Source organism: Ruegeria sp. BJ3 (assembly GCF_056535665.1).
Genome location: NZ_JBQFIT010000001.1, coordinates 1,294,185 through 1,314,687 on the forward strand (window position 1 = coordinate 1,294,185; position 20,503 = coordinate 1,314,687).

Below are 20,503 nucleotides of genomic sequence, written 5' to 3' on the forward strand. Positions count from 1 at the left end.
TTCAAGGCGATAATTGATGCAAATCAAAGTTGCGACCCCTGTCTGGGCGTTAGGCAGGAAACCTGAAAATAGGCGCGGATGCGGCCGAAAAATCGGTTATGATACGCATCGGAACACAGCCTTGCCGTGCAATCACCCTGCGGCGGGGTCACGAAGGAGGGTCCTTTGGACTACACTGCTCAGCTCGACTCAGCGATTGCCAGGCTGCACGACGAAGGCCGTTACCGGACCTTCATCGACATCGAACGCCGCAACGGACATTTTCCCCATGCCGTGCGTACGCGTCCCGACGGGTCACAGCAGAACATCACCGTCTGGTGCGGCAACGACTACCTTGGCATGGGGCAGCACCCCGTCGTGCTGGAGGCGATGCACGAGGCGATCGACGCGGCCGGAGCGGGCTCTGGCGGGACGCGCAACATCTCGGGTACGACCGTATACCACAAGCGGCTCGAGGCCGAGCTGGCCGATCTGCACGGCAAGGAAGCGGCCCTGCTGTTCACCAGCGCCTACATCGCCAATGACGCCACGCTCAGCACGCTGCCCAAGCTGTTTCCCGGGCTGATCATCTATTCCGACGAACTGAACCACGCGTCGATGATCGAAGGCGTGCGCCGCAATGGCGGGGCCAAGCGGATCTTCCGCCACAATGACGTTGAGCACCTGCGCGAGCTGCTGCAAGCCGACGATCCGGCGGCGCCGAAGCTGATCGCGTTCGAGTCGGTCTACTCGATGGATGGCGACTTCGGTCCGATCGAACAGATCTGCGACCTGGCCGACGAATTCGGCGCGCTGACCTATATCGACGAAGTGCACGCAGTTGGCATGTATGGCCCGCGCGGTGGCGGTGTGACCGAGCGGGACCGCCTGGCGCACCGGATCGACATCATCAATGGCACTTTGGCCAAAGCCTACGGCGTGATGGGGGGGTATATCGCAGCAAGCGCGAAGATGTGCGATGCTGTCCGCTCGTATGCGCCGGGCTTCATCTTCACCACCTCGCTGCCACCATCGGTCGCGGCCGGTGCTGCGGCCTCGGTGGCGTATCTCAAGACAGCGCCCGAACTGCGTGAGCAGCATCAGACCCAAGCCAAGATCCTCAAGCTGCGACTGAAGGGCCTGGGCTTGCCGCTGATCGATCACGGCAGCCACATCGTTCCGGTGATCGTTGGCAACCCGGTGCACACCAAAAAGCTCAGCGACATGCTGCTGGACGACTACGGGATCTACGTGCAGCCGATCAATTTCCCGACCGTTCCGCGGGGGACGGAGCGTCTGCGCTTTACGCCTTCGCCGGTCCATGGACCCAACGAAATGAACCGTCTGGTCCAGGCCATGGACGAACTTTGGTCACATTGTGCGCTAAATCGCGCCGAACTTGCTGGTTAACCTAACGCCGACATGTGCAACTTGTTTGCCGCGTGTTAAGCTTACGCTAACAAAAGTAGCGGACGAATCGTTATGGGGACGATTCGCCGTTAGCGTGAAACACGCGATGGGCAGAATGGGGCAGCAGGAATGATTGGGCGCAGGACACAGCGCAATTCCGAAGAAGACGTGGACGTCAGGCCCAAGGGGTTCGACGACTACGAAGTACGGCTTGGCGACGTCATGCGCGGTGAGCGCGCGACGATGGGCAAGTCTCTTCTCGACGTACAGCGCGAACTGCGGATCAAGGCCAACTACATCGCTGCCATCGAGAATGCCGATCCCGACGCATTCGACACACCCGGCTTCATTGCCGGGTATGTGCGTTCTTACGCCCGCTATCTGGGGATGAACCCTGACGACACTTTCGCCGCGTTCTGCAAGGAAAGCGGGTTCGAAGTGGCACATGGAATGTCCGCACAGGCATCCGTGGTCAAAAAATCGGTCGGGGACCTTCCGAACCGTGGCCCGATGGGGCGCGATCCGTTCATTTCGCCGAACACGCCCTACGTTCCCGGCCGCGAGTCCGTGTTCAGCCAGATCGAGCCGCGCGCCGTAGGCTCGTCGCTTGTCCTCCTCGCGCTGATCGCCGGGATCGGATATGGCGGCTGGTCGGTTCTGAACAAGATCCAGCAGGTTCAGGTCTCGCCCGTCGAACAGGCCCCGGTCGTGTTGTCCGATCTTGACCCGCTGTCGGCCATCCGGACCGAGTCCGGAACGACCGAGGTTGCGGCCGCTGAAATTCCCAGCCCCGAAGCGCTGGACCGTCTTTACCGCCCCCAAGCACTGGATGTGCCGGTGATGGTTGCGCGGGATGCCCCGATTTCCACCCTTGATCCGCGGACCGTTGGAACGTTCCGTCCGCCGGAAGTTCCGGAAATCGCGCTGGCTGAGATTCATACCGTCGAAAGAACTGCCGCGACCCTTCCGCAGGTGGTCGAGAAGGTCGACACGTCGCTGAAAATCGTCGCGGTCGAACCGGCCTGGATGCGGGTCACCGCAGCGGATGGCAGCGTGATCTTCGAGGGCACGTTGGGAACCGTCGAAAACGGCAAGAGCTTTGAGGTTCCCCTGACGGAAGAGCCGCCGCAATTGCGGGCCGGAGCGTCGGGCAACGTGTATTTCTCGATGAACGGCGAGCTCTATGGGCCGGCCGGTGCACCGGGAACCGTCGCCAAGGGTGTGGTTCTGTCCAAGGACGCTGTGGCCGAGACCTATGCCGTGGCGGATCTTGAGGCTGAGCAAAACATTGCGCTCAAACAGCTGGTGGCCGAGCTTCAGACACAATCCGCCGAGGTGCCGGCAGAGTGATCTTGCCATTGCGGCGGGCTTGCCCCCGGACTATCTAAAGGCCAGACCCCAGGCTGACGCGGATCCGTTTTCATGTCTCTGAACCATGTGCGCCCTTGGCGCGACATCTATCGCCGCAAATCCCGCCAGATCATGGTGGGCAACGTTCCGGTGGGCGGCGACGCGCCGATTGCCGTTCAGACCATGACCAACACGCTGACGACCGATGTTGCCGCAACCGTGGCGCAGGTACAAGCTGCGGCAGAGGCGGGGGCTGATATCGTGCGCGTCTCTGTTCCTGATGAGGCGTCGTCGAAGGCGTTGAAGGAGATCGTGCGCGAAAGCCCGTTGCCGATCGTGGCCGACATTCATTTCCACTACCGCCGCGGCATCGAGGCCGCCGAGGCTGGTGCCGCCTGCCTGCGCATCAATCCCGGCAATATCGGTGACGAGGCGCGGGTGAAAGAGGTCATCAAGGCCGCACGCGACCACAATTGCTCGATCCGCATCGGCGTGAACGCGGGAAGTCTGGAAAAGCACCTGCTCGAGAAATACGGTGAGCCGTGCCCCGAAGCGATGGTGGAAAGCGGGCTGGAACATATCCGTATCCTGCAGGACAACGATTTCCACGAATTCAAGATCAGCGTGAAGGCCAGCGACGTGTTCCTGTCGGCCGCCGCCTATCAGGGCATCGCCGAGGCCACCGACGCACCGATCCATCTGGGCATCACCGAGGCCGGAGGGCTGGTCAGCGGCACGATAAAATCGGCCATCGGGCTCGGCAACCTGCTGTGGATGGGGATCGGCGATACGATCCGGGTCAGCCTGTCCGCCGATCCGGTCGAAGAGGTGAAGGTCGGGTTCGAGATCCTCAAGTCTCTTGGCCTGCGCCACCGGGGCGTGAACATCATCTCGTGCCCGTCCTGCGCGCGGCAGGGGTTCGACGTGATCAAGACGGTCGAGACGCTGGAGCGGCGCTTGGAGCACATCAAAACACCGATGAGCCTGTCGATCATCGGCTGCGTCGTGAACGGCCCCGGTGAGGCGCTGATGACCGATGTCGGTTTTACCGGTGGCGGCGCGGGCTCGGGCATGGTTTATCTGGCGGGCAAGGCCAGCCACAAGATGTCGAACGAACAGATGATCGACCACATCGTCGAGCAGGTGGAAAGGAAAGCGGCCGAGCTGGACGCTGCTGCAGAGGCGGCTGAATAGTACTTTAACTTCGATCCGGAACTAATTCTTCATAAGATATTTTTTGGCCCATATTCGCAGTATCAATCGCGATATCTACTGACATGGACCGGAGTTCGATTCTTTGAAACCAATGCCTTTCGTGACGGCGTTTGCCGTCGTCCTTCTTTCTGCGTGCAGCAGCCCCTCTACCGGGTCGGACAAACGCCCCGGTTTTTTAGTGTTCCAGTTCCGCAGTCTGCACCGGGGACGCAACTTGGGTATATGTCGGTGCATGTGTCCGGGTTCAGCAATGACGGAATGACGACGCGCGCAGACGTCCGGCTCAGCCCGGGTGGAACCGGCAAACCGCGGGGCCGTTTGACCCCGATCATGAATGTCGACCCGCAGCTGGCGTCTCGGGTCGCGGTATCGTTCAAAACCGGTCAGGATGCCCAGGCGGCCTATGCTTTGGCGAAACAAATCGCCCGGGCGACCTATTGTTCAACCGGCCCCATTTCTGAAAACACCGGTATTCGCAAGTACGATGATCCACAGGATCTGCAGACAATTCTGGCTGAAAGCAAACGGCACGGGCGTGGCGTCATTCCATCGGGAATTCGTGGCAAATCCGTGCCCGCGACCCAATTCAGAAAAACTGGAACTCCGACATGGGTCGTGTCGATGAAATGCGACGCCCCGTATCCATACGACTAGGGCGTCGTTTCAACGGGGCGGCGATCAGGCCGCCCCAGCTGCTTCAGCCGCGTTCAGCCCGCACACCGTCAGCGATCTGTTTCATCTGATCTGCGGGCAGGAAGCCCCGCAGCATCTCGGTGCCCAGAACAAAGGATGGGGTGCCCGAAATCCGCATGCGCTGCGCCAGTGCCCGCGTCTTGGCAATTTCTTCGGTCACTTCGTCGCTGTCCATCGCCGCAAGGATGGCGTCACTGTCCAGTCCCAGCCCGTCCGAGATACGGCGCAGCGTCACTTCGGAAGGCTCACCCGTGAATTCCAGCAGGGCGTCATGGACTTGCTTGTAGGCGTCATCCCCGGCGACCTGCTTGGTGGCGATGGCAAAGCGCGACGAAAGAACCGACGCATCCCCCAGAATTGGGAATTCCTTGATGATCAGGCGGATGTTGCCATCCTCGGCCAGCAGCGCGTCCACTTCGGGGACCGCGCGGCGGCAGTATCCGCAACGATAGTCCATGAACTCGACCAGGGTGATGTCGCCGTCCGGGTTGCCACCGACCCAGCTATAGCCGTCATTGAACAGCTCGTCGGCGTTTTCTGCGATCAATTGCTGGTCGGCCTGTGCTTCGGCGGCAGCGTTACGTTGCTCCAGGATGTTGATCGCCTCGAGAATGACTTCGGGATTTTCCAAGAGGTATTCCCGCACTTGCGCTCCGAACTCTGCTCTTTCGGATTCGGTCATCGAGGACAGATCCAGCGCATTGGCCGGACCGGCAATCAGGGAAAGCCCCAGAAGGGCAGGTGCTGCGTGTCTGAGGATCATTTCCGGTTCCTTTTCGATTTCTCAGCTTGTTCTGCGGCAATCAGCACATCCTGTGCCCGTTGCCAACCCGTCGAGCCTTCGGGCAACTGACCGATGGCTCGTCTTGCGTGAATTCCGGCATCCAGCAGGCGCCCCTCAAGGGCGAAACGCTCGGCAGTGACGGCGGATGCCATACCGTTGTTGCCGACCTTGGAATAGGCCATTCCCAGATCCTGCATCAGGCGGCCGTTCCGGTAGTCCCGGGCGCGTGCGCTTTCCAGCACCTGCAGGGCCTTTTTCGTCTGTCCGTCAGCAAGCAGCGCGCGCCCGTAGCCTGCCATGATCAATGCGTCGGTCGGAGCCAGCTCGGACGCCTTGGCATAGGCCGAGACCGCCTCCGAGACCCGAAGGTTCTCCAAAAGGATCTGCCCCTTCAGTTCGTTATAGAACGGATCGTCGGGGCGGATGGCCAGCGCACCATCGATGGCTGCCCGGGCAGCCGAAAGGTTGCGGTTCTGATGATGGGCGGCGGCCTCGCGCATCAGGCGAATATCCTGCGCTGTTTCTTCCTTGGCCCGCCGCAGGGTCCAGCCGGGAGAGCGCAGAAACGCGGACAGCTTGCCCTTGACCCGCGCAAACCAGTAGTCGGCATTGGGGTTAGATTTCGCCCGATCCCCGAATTGGTACAGAAATTCCTCGGCAGCGCGCAGGCGTTCACGGCTGGTCGGGTGCGAGCGCATATAGGGATCCTGATTGATCTCGCTCAGCAATTCCTGGCCTGCGAATTTGCGGTGCAGTTCGACCATGCCAATGGGCGAAATCTCGGCCCAACGCAGGTAGCTGGCGGCGCTGCGATCCGCCGAGGATTCTTCGGCGCGCGTGTGGCCCAGAAAACTGCGGATTGCAGCCCCTTGGGTGCCGGCGGCAATGCCTGCGGCGGCCTCTCCGCCGCCCGCAGCGGCGGCAATCAGAGCCAGCGCGGTACCGAAACCGGCCGCGCGTTGAGCGGCCCGAAGGTTCTCGGCCCGACGGGCGAGGTGCCCGTTGGCGATATGCGCCGCCTCATGCGCGATCACGGCCTGCAGCATCTCGGGGCTGTCGACCGTCAGGATCAGTCCGTGGTTCAGGTAAATCGTGTTGTAGTCGATGACGAACGCGTTGAACGTTCCGTCCTTGACGACCATCACCCGCACGCGGTTGGTGTTCAGGCCGGCGGCGCGCAAGATCGGAAAGGCCAGTTCGCGCAGCCCGTGTTCGATATCGGGGTCGCGGATCAGGCTTTGCGCGTGGCTTTGCGCGGTCGACGCCATCCACAGCGTCACCGCCAGCAGAATTGCCGGGATTGACGCCAGCCGGGATCCGCGTTCAAAAGCCATGGTCGCAACATGGGAGATGGGCATGCGAAACTCAACCCGGTCGGGCGTTGATCCCTTCATCGTGATGGACGTGATGGAGGCCGCGCGCCGTGCTGAAGAGGCCGGGCGCCACATCATCCACATGGAGGTCGGCCAACCCGGAACCGGCGCCCCGCAAGGCGCGCTGGATGCGCTGGCCAAGGCGATGCGGCAAGGTCCGCTGGGCTATACGGTCGCGCTGGGTCTGCCGGCGCTGCGGCAACGCATCGCACGGATGTACGGCGAGTGGTACGACGTTGATCTGAACCCCGAACGGGTGGTCATCACTCCCGGATCTTCGGGCGGATTCCTGCTGGCCTTCACCGCGCTGTTCGACAGCGGTGACCGTGTGGGGATCGGCGCGCCGGGCTATCCGTCCTATCGTCAGATCCTCCGGGCGCTGGGTCTAGTGCCGGTCGATCTGCCGACTGCGCCGGAAAACCGCCTGCAACCCGTGCCACAGGACTTTGCCGGACTCGACCTGCAGGGGCTGATGGTGGCCTCGCCCGCAAACCCGACCGGAACCATGCTGGACCACGCCGCCATGGGCGCGCTGATCGAGGCTGCGCAGGGGCAGGGGGCCTCGTTCATCAGCGACGAGATCTATCACGGGCTGGAATACGAGGCCAAGGCCGTGACCGCGCTGGAGCTGACCAACGAGTGCTATGTCATCAACTCGTTTTCCAAGTATTTCTCGATGACCGGCTGGCGCGTCGGCTGGATGGTGGTGCCCGAGGATCAGGTGCGGGTGGTCGAGCGCATCGCCCAGAACATGTTCATCTGTGCGCCCCATGCCAGCCAAGTCGCCGCGCTGGCCGCGATGGATTGCGAGGACGAACTGCAAGGCAACCTGGCCGTCTATCGCCGCAACCGCGACCTGATGCTGAAGGGCCTGCCCGAGGCCGGGTTCACCAACATCGCGCCCCCGGACGGGGCGTTCTATGTCTATGCCGATGTCTCGGACCTGACCCAGGACAGCCGCGCCTTCGCCGCCGAGATCTTGGACAAAGCCGGCGTCGCCGTGACGCCGGGGCTGGATTTCGACCCGGTGCGCGGCCACACGACCCTGCGCTTTTCATACGCCCGGTCGACCGAGGACATCGAGCAGGGCCTTGAACGGCTGCGCAGCTTCATGGCGGATCGCCAGACCCCGCAGAAGTCGGCCTGAGGCGTTCACAAACCGGCCACGCTGCGATAGGCTGCTGCCAAACGATCTCGGGAAAACTTGAGGCCATGAGCAGGATCTTCTTCGTATGTGCGCTGATTTGGGCGCTGGCCGGAGCCGTTTGGGCGCAGGACTTCAACGCCTTGGCGCGGGTCCTGCCCGAGCAGAGCCGGATCACTGACGGCAAGGGTGCGGGGGTGACGCTTGAGCTGGGGCTCAGCCAAGGCGTCCCGTATCGCGTTTTCACGCTTCGAGACCCGTACCGTATGGTCATCGATTTTCAGGAGGTCGACTGGAGCGGGCTTGACCGGGCCAAGCTGTTGCAGACCCGTCGCATCAGCGGGGTCCAGTTCGGCGCTTATGTGCCCGGTTGGTCTCGGATGGTGCTGGATTTGGGGGCGCCCCTTGCTGTCGATACGGCGGCCATGCGCGTGGACCCCGACGGCGGGGCCGCGGTTCTGACGCTGAATCTGAAAGGTACGGATTTCGACAGTTTTGCCGCCAGCGCGGGTGCGCCGCGCAATCCGGGCTGGGATTTGCCTGCGCCTGCCGTCACGCCCCCGGTCGTGCCGCGAGATGGCGAAAGACCGCTGCGCGTGATGCTGGACCCGGGGCATGGTGGCATCGACCCCGGCGCGGAATCGGGTGGCGTTAACGAAAAAACCCTGATGCTCACGTTTGCGCGCGAACTGCGGGAACACTTGCTGCGCGCTGGCGGATACGAGGTCGTGATGACCCGGGTGGACGATCACTTCGTGTCGCTCGAACGCCGAATATCTCTGGCCCATCGGGCCAGCGCCGATGTGTTCATTTCGTTGCACGCGGATGCATTGTCCGAGGGGCAGGCTCATGGGGCCACTGTCTATTTCCTCTCCGATGAGGCCTCGGACGTGGCCAGCCAGAAACTGGCCGAACGGCACGATCGCAGCGACCTGATCGCGGGTATCGACCTGAGCGGCTCGGACGACCAGATCGCCGACGTTTTGCTGGACATGGCACGGCAGGAGACCCAGCCGCGCTCAGAAGCTTTGGCCCATGCGCTGGCGCACGGCATGGGGCAGCAGGGCGGCCCCATGAATCGGCGCCCGATCCGCAGTGCGTCGTTTTCCGTCCTCAAGGCTGCCGACATTCCCTCGGTTCTGGTCGAGATCGGATTCATCTCCAGCCCCAGAGACCTGAAAAACCTCGTAAATCCCGAGTGGCGCATCGGAATGGCGCAAGGAATTCACCAAGGTCTTGAAGCCTGGCGCCAGCAGGATCTGATCCGCCGCGGCTTGATTGGGCAGTGACCCTGCGGCGCAAAGTGGCTAGAATGCGCCCGTGTGTTTTGACCCTTGGGTGCAGCGACACTATATAGTCGTCACCGCGAACAAAAGGCAGCAACGTGATCCGGTTCATTCTTTCGATTTTCGGGGCGGTTTTCAGCCTCGTCACCTTGGGTATTTTCATGGTCGCGCTGGTGATTGGCGCGGTCTTCTGGATGTATGGCCGTGACCTGCCCAGCCACGAGTCGCTGGCCCAGTACAAGCCGCCCACCATCAGCCGTATCTATTCGGGCAAGGGTCAACTGATCGACGAATTCGCGCAGGAGCGCCGCCTTTTCACCCCGTCCGAGGAAATCCCGGACCTCGTTAAGCACGCGTTTATCTCGGCGGAAGACAAGAACTTCTATTCGCATCAGGGGTACGACCCACGCGGGATCATCGCAGCCGGGATCGAAGCGGTCCAATCCAAGGGCGAGACGCTGCGCGGCGCGTCGACCATCACCCAGCAGGTGATGAAGAATTTCCTACTGTCCGGCGACCGGCGGGTCGAACGCAAGATTCAGGAAATCATCCTCGCGACCAGATTGGAAAAAACGCTGAACAAGGAACAGATCCTTGAGCTGTATCTCAACGAGATCTTCCTTGGCCAAAACTCCTACGGCGTGACCGCCGCTGCACAGACGTATTTCAACAAGACTTTGCAGGAACTGGCCCCGCATGAAGCCGCGACGCTGGCTGCGATGCCCAAGGCGCCTTCGGACTATCACCCGGTGCGCCAGAAACAGCGTCTGTTGGATCGCCGCAACTACGTGCTGCGCGAGATGTATCAGAACGGATATATCGATCAGGCAACCTATGAGACTGAAGTGGCGCAACCGCTGCGTTCGGTTCAGAACGGTGATTTCGAAAGCTTCCGCACCGCACTGCCACCGCGCGACTATTTCACCGACGAAATCCGCCGCCAGCTGAGCGAGGACTTCGGCGAGGGTGAGTTCTTTACCGGTGGTTTCACCGTCCGGGCCTCGGTTGACGAGGAGATGCAGGTTGAAGCCGCACGCGCCCTGCGCGAGGCGCTTCAGAAATATGACCAGTCGCGCGGCAAGTGGCGCGGCACGGGTGAAACCATCCCCGAGGAAAAACTGGCAGACGAAGCCCAGTGGCGCGAAGCTCTGGCGATCATGGAAATCCCGCGCGACGTGGTGCTGCCCACGCAATGGTACCCCGCGGTCGTGCTGGATGTGGCCGATCAGCAGTTGACGGTGGGGATCGAGAACGGTCCCGCCGACGGCATCATCCCGCGCAGTGACATCAAATGGATGCAGGGCGACTTCAAGGCAAACTTCAAACGCGGCGACGTGATCCTGGTCGTTGCCGGGGAAGAGGGCCAGTGGTCCGCCCGTCAAATCCCCGAGGTCCAAGGCGGCTTCGTGGCGATGGACGTGAACTCGGGCCGCGTTCTGGCGATGCAGGGCGGGTTCTCGTACCAGGACTCGGTGTTCAACCGGGCAACCCAGGCGCAGCGCCAACCGGGATCGGCCTTCAAGCCTTTCGTCTATGCGGCAGCACTGGACAGTGGCTACAGCCCAGCGACCATCGTCGTGGACGCCCCGATCGAGGTGAACACACCGCAGGGTCTGTGGACCCCGAAGAACTCGACCAACAAATTCTACGGGCCGACGCCCCTGCGCACCGGGATCGAGCAGTCGCGAAACCTGATGACCATCCGACTGGCGCAAGAGGTTTCGATGCCGGTGGTTGCGGGATACGCGGAGCGGTTCGGTGTGTATGACAACATGGGTCCCTACCTGGCCAATGCGCTGGGGGCCGAGGAGACGACGCTCTACAAGATGGTGGCGGCCTATGCGATGTTCGCCAACGGCGGCGAGCGGGTCGAACCGACTCTGGTCGACCGGATCCAGGACCGGTTCGGCAAAACGATCTATCGGCATGATGACCGGCAGTGCCTGGATTGCAACTCCAGCTGGCTGGAGCCCGACGCCTCACCCACGATCGTGACCGACCGAGAGCAGGTGATGGATGCAATCACGGCTTATCAGCTGACGTCGATGATGAAGGGCGTGGTTGATCGCGGCACCGCGTCACGTGTGGTCAATCTGCCGGTTCCGACGGCTGGCAAGACCGGTACGACCAACGAATCCAAGGACGCCTGGTTCATCGGCTTCACCTCGAACATCGTTGCCGGGTGCTACATCGGGTATGATCGCCCGCGCCCGATGGGGCGGGGTGCTTACGGCGGCACGCTGTGCGGTCCGGTCTTCCAGAGCTTTATGGAAAAGGCCGTCGAGAAATACGGCGGCGGTCCGTTCGAAGTGCCGCCGGGTGGGCACTTCATCAAGATCGACCGTTTCAGCGGTGCCCGTCTGCCGGATGACGCATCGGGTGACTATGTGGTGGCCGAGTATTTCCGTGATGGCGTCGACGGGTTCATCGACCGTGTCTATGACGGTGGTTTTGCGATGGGGTCCGATCTGCCGTTGTTCGAAGAAGTGACCAATGGCGGGCGCCAGGTCCAGACCTCGACCGGGCAGACCATCATCGTGGGGCCCAAGGCCAGCCAGGGCGACCTTCAGGGCGGCGGACTTTACTGATCTGCAGCGCTTAGAAACAGGCGCAGCAGATCGGCCTCCGGGTCACTCTCGACCGATCCGCCGGACCGCCAGCATATGGACAGGGCGCATTTGGCCGCCGCCCATCGGGCCAGACGCGCCCGCGAAACATTCATCGCCGCGGCGTATAGATCCAGGCACGCGGAAATCTGCCCGACTTCGCGCACAAGGTCCGGCATGCCTTTTGGGTGCCGCAGCGCATTTGCCATTTCAAACGCCGGATCCCCGATATAACCCTTGGCATCGATCACGCGCGGGCCGGACGCGGTCAGGATGACATTGTCGGGGTGCAGGTCTCCATGCAGGGGGAGATGCACGGGTTGCGTCTGCAGCAGATCCTGAGCCAAAGCTATGGCGCGCCGCATATCGGTTTGCAGGGGCCGCGTACATTGATCGGTAAATCCGACGTCGAAAAGCGGTGCAAACACTTGCTCCAAAGGCCTCAGCCCGCTCACTTCGACAATCGGATCAGCATGCAGGTTCCGCGCCGTTTCAGCCAGTAGCGTCAGGGCGTCGGCCACGTTGCCTGCCCGTGCATGATCGCCGAGGGTCGGACCCTCGAGCCACTCCATCATGACCGCCCGGCGGTCTTCGGCCAGGATCGCGACGGCGCCCCGGTTGCGCCAGGCGGCCAGCAGGCTGCATCCCGGCGCCTCGTTTCCGCGACCGGCGCGGCGATAGAGTTTGAGCGCGACTTCAGACCCGTTATCACGTTTGGCCCGCCAGACACGTGCCGCGCCGGTATCAGCCACCAGCCGCGGGTCGGCCAGATGCCATTTCTTCAGGAACTGCTCCGGTCCGTGCTGCATTTGCCTTTCGGGTCATCTTGTGGTGGCCTGAACCTCTTGCTATCACGCAGGCCTGATTGAGCAAGTTGGGACCTGACCATGCGCGCCGAAATCCAGAACATCGTGGCCGAGATCCAAAAATCGCTGGAGCTGCTGGCCCAGCGTATGGACTATGAAACCGCGCCGCACCGGCTGGAGGAATTCAACGCCCGCGTCGAGGACCCCAACCTGTGGGACAACCCCGAAAACGCGCAGAAGCTGATGCGCGAACGGCAGGTTCTGGTCGATGCCATCGAAACCTACGAGTCGATCAAGACCGATCTGAACGACAACGTCGAACTGATCGAACTGGGCGAGATGGAGGGCGATGAAGAGGTCGTCAAGGATGCCGAAGAGGCCCTGAAGAAGCTGCGCGACAAGGCGGCCGAAAAAGAGCTTGAGGCGCTTCTGGACGGCGAGGCCGACGCCAATGATACCTTTTTGGAGATCAATGCGGGCGCCGGGGGCACCGAAAGCTGCGACTGGGCTTCGATGCTGGCGCGGATGTATGTCCGCTGGGCCGAGAAGAAGGGCTACAAGGTCGAGCTGCAGTCGGAAACCCCGGGCGAAGAGGCGGGGATCAAGTCGGCGGCCTACAAGATCTCGGGCCACAACGCCTATGGCTGGCTGAAATCCGAAAGCGGCGTGCACCGGCTGGTGCGCATCTCGCCCTATGACTCGGCGGCCAAACGGCACACGTCGTTCAGCTCGGTCTGGGTCTATCCGGTGGTGGACGACAATATCGAGATCGAAGTGAACCCGGCTGACATCCGCGTCGATACCTATCGGTCTTCGGGGGCGGGCGGTCAGCACGTAAATACCACAGACTCGGCGGTGCGGATCACCCACATCCCGACCGGCATCGTGGTGACCAGTTCGGAAAAATCGCAGCACCAGAACCGCGACATCGCCATGAAGGCGTTGAAATCGCGCCTGTACCAGATGGAACTGGACCGCCGCAACGCCGAGATCAACGCCGCGCACGAAGCAAAGGGCGATGCGGGCTGGGGCAACCAGATCCGGTCCTATGTCCTGCAGCCCTATCAGATGGTCAAAGACCTGCGCACCAGCTACGAGACGTCGGACACCAAAGGGGTCCTGGACGGTGATCTGGATGCATTCATGGCAGCCACTCTGGCCCTCAAGGTCTCGGGCAAAAGCCGGGCCGAGGCGCAGTCGGACGACTGATGCCGCGCAGTTGAACTGCGTGGAAAAGATATATCCAAAACACCGGGTTTAAATGCACACATGGGGTCGCTAGGCTGAGCGCAAGCAAAGCTCGGACGTAACCCCATGAACCTAAGCGATACTTCAGCCGCTGATCTTCTCGAGAAACTCGCGACAGGGCATTTGTCAGCCGCTGAGTTGATGCGCGCGACGCTCGACCGGATTGCCCAGGTGAACGGGCAGGTCAATGCAATCGTCGCGCTGCAGGACGAGAATGTGCTTATGGCACAAGCCCGGGCCGCCGACGACAAGTCGGGCCGCGGGTCGCTGCATGGGCTTCCGATTGCCGTCAAAGACCTGGTCAATGTGGCTGGCATCGCGTCGACCCAGGGGTCGCCGGTTTTTCGCAATCACGTCCCAGCCGTCGACGACCTGATCGCAGCACGGTTGCGGGCTGCCGGGGCTATTCTGATCGGAAAGACGAACACACCGGAGTTCGGGTTGGGCTCGCACACCTTCAATCCGGTCTATGGCGCAACCCGGAACCCATACGATCCGGCCCGGTCCTGCGGTGGGTCGTCGGGTGGCGCAGCGGTGGCCTTGGCCACTGGGATGGTCGCGCTGGCGGATGGGTCGGACATGATGGGCAGCCTGCGCAATCCGGCCGCGTGGAACAACGTGTACGGTTTCCGGCCCAGCTGGGGCCGGGTTCCCTCGGAACCACAGGGCGATTTGTTCCTGCACCAGCTCTCGACCTTGGGGCCGATGGCCCGCAGCCCGCAGGATATCGGGCTATTGCTGGATGTGATCTCAGGCCCCGATCCGAGGCAGCCTTTGAGCATTTCCTGCGACCCCGTCACCCCATTGTCCGTCGAAAGCCTGGACGGCATGCGGATCGGATGGCTGGGAGATTGGGGCGGCGCATTCCCGACTGAGGAAGGGATTTTGACCCAATGCAGCAACGAGTTGGCGATTTTTGAGGGACTTGGCGCAACCGTCGAGGACGTACCGCCGCCCTTCGATGCCGAACGCCTGTGGAACAGCTGGATCACCCTGCGGTCGTGGAGCGTAGCAGCAAGTCTGCTGCCTTTGGCCGACCGAAAAGACGTCCTTAAGGACACCGCGCAATGGGAGCTGGAGCGAGGTCTGGCCCTGACGGCGATGGAGGTCCATGCAGCCAGCGTCACCCGTTCGGATTGGTACCGTCGGGCGGTCGAACTGTTTGCCGAGTATGATGCGCTGGTGTTGCCGGCGGCTCAGGTGTGGCCGTTCCCTGTGGATCAGCCGTATCCGCGCAGCATTGGTGGGGTCGCGATGGACACCTATCATCGCTGGATGCAGGTGGTCACACCGGTCAGCCTGATTGGTCTGCCCTGCCTTTCGATACCGGCGGGGTTTGGCCCCGGAGGACTGCCGATGGGAATGCAACTGTTCGGGCCGCGCGGTAGCGACGCGCAACTGCTGGCTTTGGGGGCCGCCTATCACGCCGTGACGCATTGGCCGCAAAAACGCCCGGCCATGGCCTGAGGGCAAGGGGAGGAGAAACGGAACATGGAAAAGCCATTCGGAGTGCCAACGCTGAAACCGGCGGATATCGGCATGTTGCGCACGGCGCTGCGTCGCGCCTGGCAGGATTATCGCCGCGCACCGGTCTTTGGCCTGCTGTTCGGCGGCTTCTACGTTCTGGTCGGGTGGTTGATGGCCTGGGTAACCGTACAAACGGGCACCTCGTTCTGGCTGGTGCTGGCCGCCATCGGCTTTCCGCTGATCGGGCCGTTCGCCGCCGTGGGTTTGTACGAGGTATCGCACCGGCTCGAGCGGAATGAGCCGTTGGACTATGGCGCCATCTTCGGTGTCGTGATCCAGCAGAGCCGCCGTCAGTTGCCATCGATCTGCGCGATCATCGTCGTGATGTTTCTGTTCTGGTTCTTTCTCGGTCACATGATCTTTGCGCTGTTCATGGGGCTGTCGACAATGACAAACGTGTCGTCATCGCTTGAGGTATTTCTGACGCCCAACGGTCTGGCCATGCTGGCTGTCGGCACTGCTGTAGGCGCGATCTTTGCCATCCTGCTTTACATGATCACCGTGTTGTCGATCCCGATGCTGCTGGACCGGGAACTCGACTTCGTCACTGCCATGATCTCGAGCTATGCCTATGTCAGCGTGAACAAGCGGGTCATGCTGTGCTGGGGTGCCTTCATTGCGGTCACGACCTTTGTCGCCATGGTGCCCTGGTTTTTGGGATTGCTGATCGTGTTGCCCCTGTTCGGTCATGCCAGCTGGCACCTGTATCGGCAGATCACCGAAGACGACGCAGCGGCAGAGCCGGTCGCCGAGCCGGCCCAAGCCTAGGTTCTCGGGGTCAGGAATCGGGCACTTCGCGGCCCATGTCGACCAGCATCTGACGCAGACGTCCCGCGCCGGGCATGTTGGCTTCAAGCGCATGGACATAGGCGTGGGTCAGAAAAAAGCTCCGGGCGTCGTCGTCCTGCTGGCTGGCGGCGGCCAGTTCGTACAATTCAGCCAAAGCCGCGATGTCACACGCCGCATGCGCCTGCAGAAGGCGGGTGTGCAGGTCGGTCATTCAGCGGCCAGTTCGGTGCGATGTGCCATCAGACGCTGCGCCACCCAGTCGTGGAACAGATGGGTCGGCCCGTCCATCGCCGGCGAGAAATGTCCGCCGTCAAACCCCGGCGCCGCGCGGCCACGCTGCATCCCTTCGACGACGAACACATCCTCTTCAAAGACCACTTTCCACTGCTCGGCATTGCGGGCGCGCAGATCCGCATCGGTATCCGGCGCCGAATAGAACAGGTGGATGTGCTCCGAGGTCCGGTTCTGGGCCTCGGGCCGCAGAATGATGGCGAAGGCGTGGTCCCGGTGCACGCCCAGTAGCACGTTAGGGAAGGCGGCAATGTACTCGGCTGCGGTGTCCCATTTCTCGCTGAGACCTTCGAAATCGGGAAAAACCCGACCGTCCTCAGTTTTCAGTTGCCGATAGACCAAGGTTCCCTGACCTGAATAAAGGCTGGGCTCCTGGATGTGATAGTGATCCTCAAGCCGCGAGTAACTGTTCAACCCGGGATGCACCCACGGTAGGTGATAGCTTTCGCAGTAGTTCTCGACCGCGAGCTTCCAGTTGCAATTGACGTCCAACCGAAAGGAACTTTCCGGGCCGCCGTGGTACAGCGGTTTGTCGAACTCGGCCCACCGCTCGATCAGCCTGGCGTTGGCATCCACGAAGGCTGGCGCGTCGCCCGAGACGTTGATCCACACCACGTCGCGCCAGATATGGCTGCGCACCTCGATCAGGCCAAGTTCCGATTTGCTGACCGCGTCATGTGCGTTCTGGCCCGGACCGCCCACATGCGGCGTGGCGACCAGCCGGCCTTCGGTGGAATAGCACCAGCTGTGATAGGGGCAGCGAATGGCGCCTTCGATCTTGCGGGGCTCTTCGACCAGGATCATGCCGCGGTGACGGCAGATATTCTGAAACACACGGACCGTACCGGAACGGTCACGCAGCAGCAGGAGCGGAATACCCATGAACTCCAGCGGAACCGCGTCCCCGGGCTCGGGGACATCGGCGGTTACCGCGAAACCGGCCCAGCCAGCCAGCAGCAGGGCCCGAGTTTCTTCGGCGTGCAGGGCAGGGTCCGTATAATGTGCATTGGGCAGGCCCAGAGCGGTTTCAATGCTCTGACGAACAGCCGACAGATCGGTTGGGGTGCTGGCCATCTGGTTCTCCTCGCTTCACCACCAGCCTAGGCATCCGGGACCAGCCCTCGCTTACACTTCTGCGACTCCGGCTTTTCTCACAACGACATGCACGGGATTTTAGGCGGTTTCCTATGTCCGGCGCGCCAGCCGCGCTGCCCCCAGCGTTGCCCGGAAGTCGTGGCCCAGATGGCGGATTTCCAATCTGTAGATGTGCGGAGTAGCCGCAGAGTGCTCCATGCACGAACCGATCCATACGCCGTTGCCATCGGTCATGTCTTTGCGGATCACGATCGTCTTGCTGTCACGACCAGCCTCGCGCGACAACACTGCGTAGATATTGGGCCCGGCGCAGGCGGCGAAGCCACGAAGCTCACGACCCGTGGCGGAACGCGTGCCTGCCATGGCCGGCGGCAGGAAGCCGCGCAGGACAGCACACTGATGCAGGTGCCGGGTTTGAACCAGCCAATGATGGGCGCGTGGATCGTCTTCGCCGCCATGTTGCGTCACAAGATAGACGCCGCTTGGAAACGCGTCCTCGGTCAAGGCTGACAGTCCGGGCCGAAGGAACTGGACCACGCTTTCAGGCAGGTCACAGCGCCGGGGCGCGGGGATTTCCTCAAGCGGTTTCAGCAGAATGCGGGCATCCACGTCAAAGAACCGGCAGATCCGGTCCAGAACGTCCGGGCGTGGAAAACTCTCGCCAGAAAGATACCGGTTGAACTGCGTGCGGTTGACGCCCAGCTGTCTGCACAGCTCGGCGACCGAAGGATAGCGGTCGGCAAGTTGCCTGAGATTCGCCCCCAGCATGCTGCGCAGCTCGGCGGGCGTGCGAGTGTCTACGGCCATGTCTCACTCTGGTTTGCAAAGGTTTGGGAAACACGACCGGAAGGGCCAGAAAGGCCGGTCGCCAGTCAAGAAATCGTAAAATTGACCCCATGGAACACGCGGGTTGCATGTTCTTGGTCAAGCGTAACGCGCTCAGGCGCGAACGCAATAGGCATTAAGCCCATTTGTATGGTCTTTTTCTTGTGATTGCTCAGTTATGTACCTGCGGAAATCGATCCGAAAACGCAAAACGCCCCGTCGACAAGGGCGACGGGGCGTTTTGATGGGTTCGCGGAAAATCAGTTGCCGCGCAGCAGGGCCGCGACGCCTGTCCGTGCAACCTCGACAGAGCCCAGCGGGCGCATCAGATCGGCAAATGCATCAATCTTGTCCGGCGCGCCGGTAATTTCGAAGATGAACGAGTTCAACGTGCTGTCCACGACATTGGCCCGGAAAATGTCTGCAAGACGCAACGCCTCGACCCGCTTGTCGCCTTCGCCAACGACCTTGATGATCGCCAGTTCTCGCTCGACTGAGGGGCCTTCGACAGTCAGGTCATGCACGTCATGCACCGGGACAATGCGGCCCAGCTGAGCCTTGATCTGCTCGATCACCTGCGGTGTACCGGTGGTGACGATCGTGATTCGGCTGAGGTGTCCGGTGTGATCGACCTCGGCCACGGTCAGGCTTTCAATGTTGTAGCCGCGCCCCGAGAACAGCCCGATGACCCGGGCTAGAACCCCCGGTTCGTTTTCGACCAGAACAGCGATCGTGTGGCGTTCCTGCACGTCCGAGAAGGTCGGGCGCAGGTTGTAGGCCGAGTGGCGGGTGGAACCTTTTCGGATCTTGAGTGCAGTCATTGGAAGACCTCATCGTTGGCAGAGGAATAGTCTGGCGCCCGCAGCCGTTGAACAACGGCGCCGATGCAGACCAGACAGGAAAGATACAAAAGCGGTGCAAAAAGCAGGCGGATCGAGATGTCGGCTTCGCCGCGGAACAGAAAGGCGAAGAAAGCGGGGGCGGCACCCAACCACATCGCTCCGGCCAGCGCCAGGCCCCATGGGCTGTTCGTCAATACACCTGCGCGCAAGAGGAATAGTCCCGCAGCGGCGATCAGGGCAGATTCGTAGAACCACAGGTATGGGGTGGACAGCATGACCGCCAGCGCAAGCACAGCGGCACGCAGGTCAAAACCGATGCGGGGGCTGCGCCAAGTGATCGTGACCATGATGGCCGCGCAGGCTGTGATCGTCCACTGAACAGCCAAGGCGACAGGCTCGGGTAGCCCAAAACTGGCGAGCGTCGAATAGGGGCTGAGCATTAGATTGTTTTCGACGATGGTTTCACGCACCACCGAAAAGTGGACCGCCATCATGTTGCGCATTTCCAGCCAGTATTCCGGACCGTAGAGCGCGGTCGCCAATCCCGAGATAACCAGGGTCGTGACGCCGGCCGAAATGATGGTCGGCCACGCCCGGCACGCCAGCAAAGCAAAGGGGATCAGGATGCCCAGCTGAGGTTTGAGGGTCAGAAGGCCGATGAAAAAGCCGGCAAGGACCAAACGTTGGTTCTTGAGCGCCGCAAGCGCCGCCAGCAAACCGGCCATCCACAGGGCAGCGGTCTGCCCCATGAACAGGGTCGGCAGTATCGCGGGCGGCAGCGCAAACGCAAACCAGACCGGTGTGATGCCTTCCGCGAACGGCCGGGCTGCGAATATCATCGCAACGATCGACGCGATCGAGAAGACCAGCCAGGCAATGGGGAAGGGAAGGGCGCCCAAGGGTTGCAGCGTTGCAAGAAACGCCGGCGGGTAAGACCAGGGCATCCAGTCATCTTCCTTGATGACGTTGTGCATGGCGGTCAGGCTGTCGACACTGAAGGCCGACAGAGGCTCACCCAGATGGGCCAGACGCCCAGCGGCCCAAAAGACCCGAAAGTCGATCGGAAAGCCGGCGCTGCCATTGGCCGCGATCTCGCTCCAGCTGAGGCCGAGCCAGATGACAAAGACCCCAAGCACCAGCGCCGGGACAAGAATGCCCAGCTGCCAGCCGCGACGCCCCGCAAAAATCTGCAGGTTCTCGCGTGGAGTTGTCTGAGTGGGGATGCCGGGCATATTCCGTC

18 protein-coding genes are annotated in these 20,503 nt (G+C 61.9%); 10 read left to right on the forward strand and 8 right to left on the reverse strand.

Annotated elements, in window-relative coordinates; all coding sequences use genetic code 11:
• The first annotated feature begins 165 nt into the window (after nt 1-165).
• The 4 genes from hemA to ACR3EL_RS06525 all read left to right on the forward strand — a co-directional run bounded on the left by hemA (nt 166) and on the right by ACR3EL_RS06525 (nt 4,608).
• Nucleotides 166-1,389, forward strand: a complete 1,224-nt coding sequence (gene hemA / locus ACR3EL_RS06510) for a 5-aminolevulinate synthase (protein WP_170338140.1) — start codon at nt 166-168, stop codon at nt 1,387-1,389.
• 129 nt (nt 1,390-1,518) lie between these two features.
• A complete protein-coding gene (locus tag ACR3EL_RS06515; RefSeq protein WP_093962367.1) occupies nt 1,519-2,739 on the forward strand; it encodes a helix-turn-helix domain-containing protein in 1,221 nt (406 codons plus the stop codon).
• 72 nt (nt 2,740-2,811) lie between these two features.
• On the forward strand, nt 2,812-3,933 hold the full coding sequence (gene ispG / locus ACR3EL_RS06520; protein WP_170368617.1) for a flavodoxin-dependent (E)-4-hydroxy-3-methylbut-2-enyl-diphosphate synthase: 1,122 nt from the start codon (nt 2,812-2,814) through the stop codon (nt 3,931-3,933).
• 279 nt (nt 3,934-4,212) lie between these two features.
• Entirely contained in the window at nt 4,213-4,608 is a 396-nt protein-coding gene (locus ACR3EL_RS06525) for a hypothetical protein (RefSeq protein WP_170368616.1), read from the forward strand.
• 43 nt (nt 4,609-4,651) lie between these two features.
• On the opposite strand, the gene ACR3EL_RS06530 is transcribed toward ACR3EL_RS06525, so the two are convergent.
• Nucleotides 4,652-5,410 (reverse strand): DsbA family protein, encoded by a 759-nt coding sequence (locus ACR3EL_RS06530; protein ID WP_170338145.1) that lies wholly within the window; start codon nt 5,408-5,410, stop codon nt 4,652-4,654.
• Nucleotides 5,407-6,789 (reverse strand): M48 family metalloprotease, encoded by a 1,383-nt coding sequence (locus ACR3EL_RS06535; RefSeq protein WP_170368615.1) that lies wholly within the window; start codon nt 6,787-6,789, stop codon nt 5,407-5,409. The genes ACR3EL_RS06530 and ACR3EL_RS06535 overlap by 4 nt, the downstream gene beginning before the upstream one ends.
• Between ACR3EL_RS06535 and ACR3EL_RS06540 the strand changes: the two genes are divergently transcribed.
• The 3 genes from ACR3EL_RS06540 to ACR3EL_RS06550 all read left to right on the forward strand — a co-directional run bounded on the left by ACR3EL_RS06540 (nt 6,788) and on the right by ACR3EL_RS06550 (nt 11,822).
• A complete protein-coding gene (locus tag ACR3EL_RS06540) occupies nt 6,788-7,951 on the forward strand; it encodes a pyridoxal phosphate-dependent aminotransferase (RefSeq protein WP_170338149.1) in 1,164 nt (387 codons plus the stop codon). The two genes, ACR3EL_RS06535 and ACR3EL_RS06540, sit on opposite strands and share 2 nt — an antisense overlap.
• 65 nt (nt 7,952-8,016) lie before the next feature.
• Nucleotides 8,017-9,237 carry an N-acetylmuramoyl-L-alanine amidase gene (locus tag ACR3EL_RS06545; protein ID WP_480720888.1) on the forward strand — a complete coding sequence of 407 codons (1,221 nt, stop codon included), beginning with the start codon at nt 8,017-8,019 and terminating at the stop codon, nt 9,235-9,237.
• 95 nt (nt 9,238-9,332) lie between these two features.
• Nucleotides 9,333-11,822, forward strand: coding sequence for a penicillin-binding protein 1A (locus tag ACR3EL_RS06550; protein ID WP_170338152.1), 2,490 nt, complete (start codon nt 9,333-9,335; stop codon nt 11,820-11,822).
• Here ACR3EL_RS06550 and ACR3EL_RS06555 read toward each other — a convergent pair.
• Entirely contained in the window at nt 11,816-12,649 is an 834-nt protein-coding gene (locus ACR3EL_RS06555) for an aminoglycoside phosphotransferase family protein (protein ID WP_170338154.1), read from the reverse strand. The genes ACR3EL_RS06550 and ACR3EL_RS06555 overlap by 7 nt on opposite strands.
• A gap of 78 nt (nt 12,650-12,727) precedes the next feature.
• Between ACR3EL_RS06555 and prfB the strand changes: the two genes are divergently transcribed.
• From prfB to ACR3EL_RS06570, 3 genes are all read left to right on the forward strand, one after another.
• Nucleotides 12,728-13,855 carry a peptide chain release factor 2 gene (gene prfB, locus ACR3EL_RS06560; protein WP_170338156.1) on the forward strand — a complete coding sequence of 376 codons (1,128 nt, stop codon included), beginning with the start codon at nt 12,728-12,730 and terminating at the stop codon, nt 13,853-13,855.
• Between the two features lie 105 nt (nt 13,856-13,960).
• Nucleotides 13,961-15,361, forward strand: coding sequence for an amidase (locus tag ACR3EL_RS06565; protein WP_170338158.1), 1,401 nt, complete (start codon nt 13,961-13,963; stop codon nt 15,359-15,361).
• Nucleotides 15,362-15,385: 24 nt separating this feature from the next.
• A complete protein-coding gene (locus tag ACR3EL_RS06570) occupies nt 15,386-16,189 on the forward strand; it encodes a DUF2189 domain-containing protein (protein WP_170338160.1) in 804 nt (267 codons plus the stop codon).
• Between the two features lie 10 nt (nt 16,190-16,199).
• Here ACR3EL_RS06570 and ACR3EL_RS06575 read toward each other — a convergent pair whose 3' ends face one another.
• The 5 genes from ACR3EL_RS06575 to ACR3EL_RS06595 form a co-directional block, all read right to left on the reverse strand.
• On the reverse strand, nt 16,200-16,421 hold the full coding sequence (locus ACR3EL_RS06575) for a hypothetical protein (RefSeq protein ID WP_170338161.1): 222 nt from the start codon (nt 16,419-16,421) through the stop codon (nt 16,200-16,202).
• On the reverse strand, nt 16,418-17,575 hold the full coding sequence (locus ACR3EL_RS06580) for an aromatic ring-hydroxylating oxygenase subunit alpha (RefSeq protein WP_170338162.1): 1,158 nt from the start codon (nt 17,573-17,575) through the stop codon (nt 16,418-16,420). The genes ACR3EL_RS06575 and ACR3EL_RS06580 overlap by 4 nt, the downstream gene beginning before the upstream one ends.
• 111 nt (nt 17,576-17,686) lie before the next feature.
• On the reverse strand, nt 17,687-18,403 hold the full coding sequence (locus ACR3EL_RS06585; RefSeq protein ID WP_254432897.1) for a helix-turn-helix domain-containing protein: 717 nt from the start codon (nt 18,401-18,403) through the stop codon (nt 17,687-17,689).
• A gap of 278 nt (nt 18,404-18,681) precedes the next feature.
• The gene (gene ilvN / locus ACR3EL_RS06590) at nt 18,682-19,242 is read right to left on the reverse strand and encodes an acetolactate synthase small subunit (protein WP_093962354.1); all 561 of its coding nucleotides are present in this window, start codon (nt 19,240-19,242) and stop codon (nt 18,682-18,684) included.
• A complete protein-coding gene (locus ACR3EL_RS06595) occupies nt 19,239-20,495 on the reverse strand; it encodes a glycosyltransferase family 87 protein (protein WP_170338164.1) in 1,257 nt (418 codons plus the stop codon). Before ACR3EL_RS06595 ends, ilvN begins: the two co-directional genes overlap by 4 nt.
• Between the last annotated feature and the right edge of the window lie 8 nt (nt 20,496-20,503).